Genomic DNA, 9,358 nt, shown 5'->3' with positions numbered 1-9,358 from the left:
GACATGGCCATCGAACTGGGTCAGTACCGGCCCGCGCCAGTAGCGCTGCGCCGGCTCCGGAACCGCGCCGAAGAACTGCGCCCGCAGGGCCGGCGTATCGTCGGCCATCAGATCCAGCCACTTGTCCGGCTCCATCGTGTCCGACAGCCCGGGCGTACCGACGGCGCGTTCGGGTATGCCCCACAGCGGCGTGGCCAATCGTGGGAACAGCCAGAAGCAGGCCAGCGCCAGCGGCAGGCCGATCAGCAGCAGGCGGCCGACGCCGCGAAGCTGCGCGGACAGCGGCGGTGGCGTACTGCGGCCTTCACCCTGTGCCAGTCGCTGCAGCGCAATCAGGGCGCTGATGCCGGCCAGCACGGCGAGCACGGTGGTCAGCGGCCCCTGGTCGAGCAGGAATGCAGCAAACGGTGAAAACAGGGCAAAGCCGAGCAGGCTGCGTGCATCGCGCAGGGTGCGCAGCTCGCTGGACTTGATCGCCAGCATCGCCGCCAACAGCGCGCAGCCGGTATCCCGGCCGGGGCGCACCGCACCCATCTGCCAGACGATGGCGGCCAGCATGCCCAGTACCAGCAGTACGCGCACCGGCATCGGCAGCATGCCGCGCTGCGACAGTGCGGCAGTGACGACCGCTGCCACGGCGATCAACGCGGCCAGCGTGGTGGGCAGCTGCAGCAGCAGCGGCAACAAGGCCAGTGCGGCGCTGGCCAGCGTCCACGTGCGGGTGTTGTGGTCCAGCAGCAGGGCAGGCTCAGCCATGGGGAAGCAACGCCAGCGCGCGCAGGCACAGATGGTGGTGGCTGGCGCCCTGGCCGGGGCCGATCGGCGGCTGCATCGGCAGCAGCAGTGTGTAGCGACGGCCTTCGCGCTCGGCGCTGTCCACCCAGCGTGCCAGCCGCGCGATGCGGGCCTCCTGGCCCAAGGGGGCCAGCGCGCGCCAGTCCAGCACCACTTCGATGCCTATCGGCTTCTCGTATTCGCGTACCAGCAGCGTGTCGCGGCGCGCGGAGTGTTTCCAGGCAATGCTGCGCGGTGGATCTCCAGCGCGATACGGGCGCAGCTGATGCAGTTCCTCGCCGTTGGCGTGGGCGCGGGTGTGTAGAGGATCACTGCCCTGCTGCGGCAACGGTGGCGCTTTCGCTTCGGCCAGCGGGTAGACCAGCAGGGGTTCTTCCGGCCACACCCATGACCACGCCCTGACCAGGCCAAGTGGTTGTGTGGTGGACAGGCGGATACGCGGCAGTTCCAGCCAGCCACGGCGTTCGCTGGGAACTTCCAGCTCGGCTTCGCCGCGGCCGTGTGCGGGCAGGTCGAGCCACGTCTCGCTGTCGCCCAGTTGCAGGTGCAGGCCGTGGCGCGCTCGCGGGTCGCGCAGCGACAGGTCCACGCGCAGGCGCAGCGGTTGCCCGGCCGGCAGCGGTTCGGCGGAGATTGCATCGATCTGCACGCCCGACAGCTGCAGGTGTGCCGCGATGGTGCTGGCGATCGCGGCTGCGGCCAGCAGCAGTGCCAGCAGCAGGGCCGGGTTGTTGTTGTAGTTCAGCGCGCCCAGCAGCATCGCGACCAGCAGGCAGGCCACAAACAGGCCGAAGCGGGTGGGCAGCACGTAGATGCGCCGTCGGTCCAGCCGTTGCGGCAACGACTCCGGCGTGCGCGGGCGTGCCAGCTGCAACAGTCGCCGGGCATGCGATGCCATCTTCAATCGACCGCGACAGTCTGCAGGATCGCGCGTGCCAGCGTCGGCCCCGAGCTCGACTCGGCTTCACCCACCAGGCGATGGCCAGCCACCGCTACGAACAGCGTCTGCACGTCCTCGGGTACCACGTGGCCACGGCCGAGCAACAGCGCATGTGCCTTGGCTGCGCGCAGCAGAGCCAGGCCGGCGCGCGGCGACAATCCCACGCGCACGCCGGCGTGCTGGCGGCTGCGGGTCAGCAGTGCCTGCACGTAGTCCACCAGCGCGTCGCTGATATGCACCTGGCCGACCGCCTCGCGCAGTGCGCGTACCTGGGTGTCGTCCAGCTGGGGCAGCGCGCGGGCGATCAGGTCGCGGCGATCGCTGCCGCGCAGCAGCTCACGTTCCGCCTGCGCGCTGGGGTAGCCCATCGCCAGCCGCAGCAGGAAGCGATCAAGCTGCGAATCGGGCAGCGGGAACGTGCCTGACAGATCCACCGGGTTCTGCGTGGCGATCACGAAGAACGGATCGGGCAGGGCATGGGTTTGACCGTCGAGGGTGACCTGCTGCTCGGCCATCGCTTCCAGCAGGGCGCTCTGCGTGCGCGGCGGCGCCCGGTTGATTTCGTCGGCCAGCAGCACGTGGGTGAAGACCGGCCCGGGATGGAACTGGAACTGGCGGCTGCCGGCGTCGTAGACCGATACGCCGAGTACGTCGGCCGGCAGCAGGTCGGAGGTGAACTGCACGCGCTGGAAGCTCAGCCCCAGGCTGCTGGCCAGGGCATGGGCCAATGTGGTCTTGCCGAGACCGGGCAGGTCTTCGATCAGCAGATGGCCGCCAGAGAGCAGGGCCACAAAGGCCAGTCGAACCTCCTGCACCTTGCCCAGCACCAGTGCATTGACCTGGTCCTGCGCGTTGCGCAGGGACTGACGCAGTTGATCGGTTAGCATGCTGGGCATGGGGGACGAAGCTGTCATGGTCGTCTCAAGTTCGGTAACCGGTCGATTCTATCCATAGAGCAATGCAGGGCGAACAACGCGCACGTACGATTTTTCTCTGGTTATGGACGCTCGTCACAGCGGCCAAGCTGGTCGTGGCCGCGCGCCTGCCGTTGTTCGTCGATGAGGCGTTCTACTGGCAGGAAGGCCAGCACCTGGCGGCGGCCTATTCGGATCTGCCAGGGCTGACGGCTTGGTTGACCCGGTTGGGTGTGGAGCTTGGCGGCCAGCACGTGCTTGCACTGCGCCTGCCGTTCCTGGCCATTGGCGCACTGCTGCCGCTGCTGGTATCGCGCATTGCGGCGCGCTGGTTCGGCAACGTTGCGGGTTGGCAGGCCGGCAGCTTGACGCTGCTGATGCCGTTGTCGGCCACGCTGGGTCTGCTGGCCGTACCCGATGTGCCGATGGCACTGGCGGCGGTGCTGTGCCTGGACGCCGGCGCACGCTTGCTGCGCAACGTAGACGCGTCCTCGGCGGTGAAACTGGCGCTGGGCCTGCTGATCGGCGCGCTCAGCCACTATCGTTTCATCGGCGTGATCGGCGTCGGCTTCGTTGCCCTGCTGGCGCTGCCGCAGGGCCGGCGCATGCTGGCCGATCCGCGCGTCTGGGTGGCCCTGGCCGTTGGCGTACTGGCATGGCTGCCGCTGCTGGCCTGGAATGCCGACAATCACGATGCCGGCCTGAAGTTCCAGGTGGTCGAGCGTCATCCGTGGGCGTTCGAGTGGCGCGGACTGTGGTTCCTGGTGATCCAGCCGATGCTGGTGACGCCCATCCTGTGCATCGCGATGTGGAAGGTGGCGCTGGCGGGTACCCGCAGTGGCGGCGGTGCGCGCGTGCAGTGGCGTTATTTCGGTCTGGTCGGCGGTGTGTCGACATTGGGCATCTTCGCACTGGGCTTCTTCACCGACGTCGAGCGCATCAGCTTCCATTGGCCGCTGCCGGGCTACCTGGCCCTGCTGGTGGCGGTGCCGGTGATCCTCAACGGCTGGCCGCGCTGGTTGCGGCGTACCGGCTGGTGGCTGGCCGGGCTGGGCATGGTGCTGGCCTTCGGCTATTACCTGATGGCGTCCTCGTCATCGCTGCGCGAGCAGTTGGCCGGCGACAAGTACTACCCGCGCAACTTCGCCGGCTGGCAGCCGCTGGCTGCTGCGGTCCGCGAAGAACTGCAGCAGATGCCTGAAGGCAGCCGCGTACTGGCCGGCAACTTCAAGGTGGGCGCCGAACTGGGCTTCCAGCTGGGCCGCGGTGACATCGAAGTGCTGCCGCATCCGCTCAACGACAAGCACGGCCGTACCGCGCAGCTGGCGCAATGGAACCAGGTGCATGAGGGCGAGCGCGACGTGCCGATGCTCCTGGTGCTGTCGCCCAGCGATCAGCGTTTCCGCGATCTGCTCACCCGCTATCACGCCCTCTGCGAACAGGTCGGGCCGCTGCCGCCACCGCGCGTGGTCAGCAACGATCATGGATTCCAGCGCTTCCTGCTGTTCAGCCTGCCGGTGCAGCGCGCGCAGGGTCCATGCGTAGCCCCCGCACTGGCCTGGCTGGACACCCCCTCCAACGGCGACGTGGTGAGCGGCACGCTGGCGATCAAGGGCTGGGCGTTCAAGGAAGGTGTCGGCCTGTCGCGGGTTGAAGTGCTGGTGGATGGTCGTTCGATCGGCGACGCCAGCTACGGGCGGGTGTTCGATATCCGCCATGCCTGGCCAGACAGCACCGACCCGCAGCATCCGGCTGTCGGTTTCGATGCAACGCTCGATACGGGTACGTTGTCACCGGGAAAGCACTGGCTGGGCCTGCGTCTGCATGGTCGCGATGGCAGCGTGGAGCAGTGGCAGGAACAGCCGTTCGTCGTGGAAAAGCGCTGAGGCATCGTGCCTCGTGTAGCGGGCCGGGTTACGGCACCGAGCATCCGGCCCTGCGCAGCAATCCGCACAGTGCGATCAGCGGCAGCCCGATCAGCGCCGTAGGGTCGCGATTGTCGATGGCGTCGAACAGGCTGATGCCCAGGCCTTCGCACTTGAAGCTGCCAGCGCAGTCCAGCGGTTGTTCGATGGCCACGTAGCGGGCGATCTCCGGCGCCTGCAGCGTGCGGAAGCGCACCTGGGTCAGATCCATTGCCGTGAAGGATTCTCCGTCACAGGTGAGACTGATGGCAGTGTGGAAGCGCACCGTCTGCCCGGACATTGCCGCCAGCTGTGCGCAGGCCGCCTCGACCGTGCCCGGCTTGCCCAGCGGCTGACCGTTCAGGTCCGCCACCTGGTCCGAGCCGATCACCCAGCTGCCGGGGTGGCGGGCGGCCACGTCGGCCGCCTTGGCGCTGGCCAGGCGTGCCGCCAGCGCCAGCGGGGCCTCGTTGGCTTGCGGGGTCTCGTCCACCTGCGGGCGTGCGCAGTCGAAGGGCAGCCCCAGCCGTTCCAGCAGGTCGCGGCGGTAGCGGGAGGTGGAGGCCAGGACCAGGGCAGGCATGCGGGAATTCCGGGGGCGGGGCGCGGCAGTCTGGCCCGGCACAGCCAGCCACAGCAAGCCTTTCATGGCAGTCATTTGACACGCGACCTGCCGATCCTTAATATTCGGCGGCTTATGTCCGCGAACGTACCCGAAACGCTGGATGCCTGGCGGATGGTCGTAGCGCGAAGGCGCTTCGACGGTCAGGTCTCCCTGGCTGAATTGACTCGCCTGCAGGGGCTTGTCGCAGATACCGAAGGCGAGTGTAATTACTCGCTCGAATTCGGTCGCGACGAGATCTTGCGGGTATCCTATGTGGAACTCAGCATCGATACCGCGTTGCCGCTGACCTGTCAGCGCAGCATGCAGCGTTTCCTGCTGCCGGTGAAGATGACCCAGAGACTTGGCCTGATCCGCGACGAAGACGAGGAATCGTCCTTGCCGGAGGAATACGAGCCGTTGCTGGTGCCGGAAGATGGCCAGCTGCGTCCGTTGGACCTGGTCGAGGACGAACTGGTGCTGGCGGTGCCGGTGGTACCCCTGTCGCCGTACGGTGAGGCAGTCGACAAGGACTGGGCACCGACCGAAGAAGAAATTGAAAAGGCCAACCCGTTCGCGGCGTTGGCGGCATTGAAGAAACAATAGCAGCCGGTTGTCGTCGGCGGCTGCGGCGAAAGCGAAAAGTGTGCTGGACGCTGGCGTCCTGTGCGACGAAACGACGAAGCAAAACGAACCGAGTTTGGAGCAATCCCATGGCTGTCCAGAAATCCCGTGTTACCCCGTCCCGTCGTGGCCAGCGTCGTTCGCATGACGCCCTGAGCGCCAAGCAGCTGTCGACCGACCCGACCACCGGCGAAGTGCATCTGCGTCACCACATCACTGCTGACGGTTTCTACCGCGGCAAGAAGGTCATCCAGACCAAGTCTTCTGCTGTCCAGGAAGACTGATGTGCCGGAAGGCCGCTGCCCGCTGGGCAGCGGCCTTCGCCTTCTTTCCCGGGCACGCCGGTGAACGGCGGCTCGTGCAACAGGAAACATGATGAGCAAGCGGATCTACTCGAGGATCGCGGGCACCGGTAGCTATTTGCCGGAAAAAGTCCTGACCAACGCCGACCTGGAAAAAATGGTCGAGACCTCGGACGAGTGGATCCAGACGCGCACCGGTATCCGTGAACGGCACATCGCTGCCGAAGGCGAAACCACCAGCGATCTCGGCTACCAGGCCGCGCTGCGTGCGATCGAAGCGGCCGGTATCGACGCCTCGCAGCTCGACATGATCGTGGTCGGTACGACCACCCCTGATCTGATCTTTCCCTCCACCGCGTGCCTGATCCAGGCCAAGCTCGGTGTGAGCGGCTGCCCCGCTTTCGACGTCAACGCGGCCTGTTCGGGCTTCGTGTTCGCGCTCAGCGTGGCTGACAAATTCATCCGCTCCGGTGATGCCCGCCATGTACTGGTGATCGGCGCGGAAACCCTGACCCGCATCGTCGACTGGGAAGACCGCACCACCTGCGTGCTGTTCGGTGATGGCGCGGGCGCCGTCGTGCTCAAGGCCGACGAAGAAACCGGCATCCTCAGCACCCACCTGCATTCGGATGGCAGCAAGAAAGAGCTGCTGTGGAATCCAGTCGGCGTCTCGGTCGGTTTCGGTGAAGGCAACAATGGTGGCGGCACCATCAACATGAAGGGCAACGACGTGTTCAAGTACGCCGTCAAGGCGCTGGACTCGGTCGTGGACGAAACCCTTGATGCCAACGGCCTGACCAAGTCCGACCTGGACTGGCTGATCCCGCACCAGGCCAACCTGCGCATCATCGAAGCCACCGCCAAGCGGCTGGACATGTCGATGGACCAGGTGGTGGTCACCGTCGACAGGCATGGCAATACCTCGTCCGCCTCGGTGCCGCTGGCGCTGGATGCTGCCGTTCGTTCCGGCAAGGTCGAGCGCGGCCAGCTGCTGCTGCTGGAAGCATTCGGTGGTGGCTTCACGTGGGGTTCGGCACTGCTGCGCTATTGATAGAGCGAGTTACGACAACGTGAAACCGTCGTTACGGCCCCTCTGGGGCCGTAATGCGTTAAAGGAGACTGTCATGGTTGAGCCCATCGTCATCGAAGGGCAACGCGCCTGGCTGAAGCAGTACGGCGAAGGAAGCCGAGCACTGGCCCTGGGCCTGCTCAATTTTGTTGCCCGCCGGTTCCATCTCGATGCCCTGCGCCCGCCGCCGCACCGCGGTGGCGACGCCGCGCGCGAAACCGAGGCACGCCGTCTGGCTGAACTGCAGGCGCAGGGCGTGAACGTGCCCGCGGTGATCGGCAGTGGCCATGCCGCGCTGGTGATCGGCGACAACGGCAACTCGTTCAATACCTGCCTGCGCGAAGCTGACGATGCCGGCCGCGATCGCCTCGTGGCTGCGGCGATGCAGGCCATTGCCGAAGCGCATGGTCGTGGCGCGTATTTCGGCCAGCCGCTGCCGCGCAACCTCACCTGGGATGGCCAGAACGTCGGTTTCATCGACTTCGAAGAAGATCCGCTGGAAGTGATGGACCTGGCCGAGGCACAGGCGCGCGACTGGCTGATGTTCGGCTACGGCGTGGCCAAGTACTACGCCGACCGCCCCGAATGCCTGCAGGCGATGATGGCCGAAGCGATGAACGGGGTGCAGGCGCCGGTGCGTGCGCACGTACACGCCGTCAGTGGCCGCCTGCAGCGCCTGGCGCGGGTGTGCATGAAGCTGGGGCGTTCGGCGCGTGCGCTGGCCCACTCCATTTTCATCACCCACGGCGCCACCACGCTGGGCCTGCTGATGGTGGTCGGCCTGTGCATGGACTGGTTTGCCGACGGCGAGCTGGACATCCTGCAGCTGCTCTGCTGACAACGGGGCAGCTCGCAGCATCGGGTAGTGCCGGCCGCTGGCCGGTATCATCCGGTGGCGATCCGGCAGGCGGCCTCCATACGCCGTGCATACGCGCACGTACAGACGACACGGCATGTTCCCCCTTATCATGGCCCGCTTCGATTGCAACAAGCGGATGACCGCGTGACCCTATCCACCCTCGCTTTTGTCTTCCCCGGTCAGGGCTCGCAGTCTGTGGGCATGCTGGCCGAGCTGGCCGAACTGCACCCGCAGGTGCGTGAGGCCTTCACCGAGGCATCCGATGGTGCCGGCGTCGACCTGTGGGCGTTGTCCCAGGGTGGCCCGGAGGAAATGCTCAACCGTACCGAATACACCCAGCCGGCCCTGCTCGCCGCCAGCATCGGCGCGTGGCGCGCCTGGAACGCCGTTGGCGGTCCGCGTCCGTCGGTTCTGGCTGGCCACAGCCTGGGCGAGTACACCGCCCTGGTCGCCGCTGGCGCCCTCAGCCTGCACGACGGCGCGCATCTGGTGCGCCTGCGCGGGCAGCTGATGCAGGAAGCCGCACCGGCCGGTGTCGGCGCGATGGCCGCCGTACTCGGCGCCGAAGACCAGCTGGTGCTGGACGTCTGCGCGGAAGCTGCCGGCAGCCAGGTGCTCGTTCCGGCCAACTTCAACTCGCCGGGCCAGATCGTGATCGGCGGTGACGCTGCCGCGGTCGACCGTGCGCTGGCGCTGCTGGCCGAGAAGGGCGTGCGCAAGGCGGTCAAGCTGGCCGTCAGCGTGCCCTCGCACACCCCGCTGATGCGCGAAGCCGCCAACCGTCTGGCCGAAGTGATGGCGGGCCTGTCCTGGCAGCTGCCGCAGCTGTCGGTGGTGCAGAACGTCGACGCCAAGGTGCACGACGGCGTGGACGCGATCCGCACCGCGCTGGTGCAGCAGCTGTACCAGCCCGTGCAGTGGACCGGCTGCGTGCAGGCCCTGGCCGCGCGTGGCGTCACCCAGATCGCCGAGTGCGGTCCGGGCAAGGTGCTGACCGGTCTGGTCAAGCGCATCGACAAGGCCATCGACGGCCGTTCCCTGGCCACCCCGGGCGATTTCGAAACCGCCCGCGAGACGTGGTCGGCCTGATTGCCCCTGTTCCTGCCGACCGTGCCGGTGGCCGCTGCAAGCGGCACGGGTGCGGCGGCCGCCCCAGCCTGAGGAAAACATCATGAGCAAGCCCCTGCAGGGTGAAATCGCACTGGTCACCGGTGCCAGCCGTGGCATTGGTGCCGCCATCGCCGATCTGCTGGCCGCCCAGGGCGCCACCGTCATCGGTACTGCTACCACCGATTCCGGCGCCGCCGCGATCGGCGAGCGCCTGGCCGCCCACGGCCGTGACCGCCGTGG

Annotated in this window: 11 protein-coding genes; 7 read left to right on the top strand and 4 right to left on the bottom strand. The window is 67.1% G+C overall.

The window, feature by feature from the left end:
- The 3 genes from DBR20_RS22750 to DBR20_RS06955 form a co-directional block, all read right to left on the bottom strand.
- Positions 1-756 (bottom strand): DUF3488 domain-containing protein (locus DBR20_RS22750; protein ID WP_258223236.1); only part of this gene is annotated, 756 nt, incomplete at its 3' end.
- A complete protein-coding gene (locus tag DBR20_RS06960) occupies positions 749-1,693 on the bottom strand; it encodes a DUF58 domain-containing protein (protein ID WP_108265675.1) in 945 nt (314 codons plus the stop codon). The genes DBR20_RS06960 and DBR20_RS22750, both read right to left, overlap by 8 nt.
- Before the next feature lie 2 nt (positions 1,694-1,695).
- The gene (locus DBR20_RS06955; protein WP_108265674.1) at positions 1,696-2,649 is read right to left on the bottom strand and encodes a MoxR family ATPase; all 954 of its coding nucleotides are present in this window, start codon (positions 2,647-2,649) and stop codon (positions 1,696-1,698) included.
- Positions 2,650-2,693: 44 nt separating this feature from the next.
- Between DBR20_RS06955 and DBR20_RS06950 the strand changes: the two genes are divergently transcribed.
- Positions 2,694-4,535 carry a glycosyltransferase family 39 protein gene (locus DBR20_RS06950; RefSeq protein ID WP_108265673.1) on the top strand — a complete coding sequence of 614 codons (1,842 nt, stop codon included), beginning with the start codon at positions 2,694-2,696 and terminating at the stop codon, positions 4,533-4,535.
- Positions 4,536-4,563: 28 nt separating this feature from the next.
- Here the strand turns inward: DBR20_RS06950 and DBR20_RS06945 are convergent, their stop codons facing one another.
- Positions 4,564-5,136, bottom strand: coding sequence for a Maf family nucleotide pyrophosphatase (locus tag DBR20_RS06945; RefSeq protein WP_108265672.1), 573 nt, complete (start codon positions 5,134-5,136; stop codon positions 4,564-4,566).
- Between the two features lie 114 nt (positions 5,137-5,250).
- Here DBR20_RS06945 and DBR20_RS06940 point away from each other — a divergent pair, with 114 nt between their 5' ends.
- From DBR20_RS06940 to DBR20_RS06915, 6 genes are all read left to right on the top strand, one after another.
- The gene (locus DBR20_RS06940; RefSeq protein WP_088101178.1) at positions 5,251-5,760 is read left to right on the top strand and encodes a YceD family protein; all 510 of its coding nucleotides are present in this window, start codon (positions 5,251-5,253) and stop codon (positions 5,758-5,760) included.
- Between the two features lie 107 nt (positions 5,761-5,867).
- Positions 5,868-6,062: a 50S ribosomal protein L32 gene (gene rpmF / locus DBR20_RS06935; protein WP_025879386.1), complete on the top strand. Its 195-nt coding sequence runs from the start codon at positions 5,868-5,870 to the stop codon at positions 6,060-6,062.
- Positions 6,063-6,153: 91 nt separating this feature from the next.
- A complete protein-coding gene (locus DBR20_RS06930; protein WP_108265671.1) occupies positions 6,154-7,131 on the top strand; it encodes a beta-ketoacyl-ACP synthase III in 978 nt (325 codons plus the stop codon).
- 73 nt (positions 7,132-7,204) lie between these two features.
- Positions 7,205-7,987 (top strand): serine/threonine protein phosphatase, encoded by a 783-nt coding sequence (locus DBR20_RS06925; RefSeq protein ID WP_108265670.1) that lies wholly within the window; start codon positions 7,205-7,207, stop codon positions 7,985-7,987.
- A 165-nt stretch (positions 7,988-8,152) separates the two neighbouring features.
- Positions 8,153-9,097 (top strand): ACP S-malonyltransferase, encoded by a 945-nt coding sequence (gene fabD / locus DBR20_RS06920; protein ID WP_108265669.1) that lies wholly within the window; start codon positions 8,153-8,155, stop codon positions 9,095-9,097.
- A gap of 82 nt (positions 9,098-9,179) precedes the next feature.
- Positions 9,180-9,358: SDR family NAD(P)-dependent oxidoreductase (locus tag DBR20_RS06915; protein ID WP_146186964.1), on the top strand; the 179-nt coding region annotated here is incomplete at its 3' end.

Origin of the sequence: Stenotrophomonas sp. HMWF023 (assembly GCF_003060985.1) — a bacterium.
Taxonomy (GTDB): Bacteria; Pseudomonadota; Gammaproteobacteria; order Xanthomonadales; family Xanthomonadaceae; genus Stenotrophomonas; species Stenotrophomonas lactitubi.
Note: the sequence above shows the minus strand (reverse complement) of the source record. Positions and strands in the feature narration are given on the sequence as shown.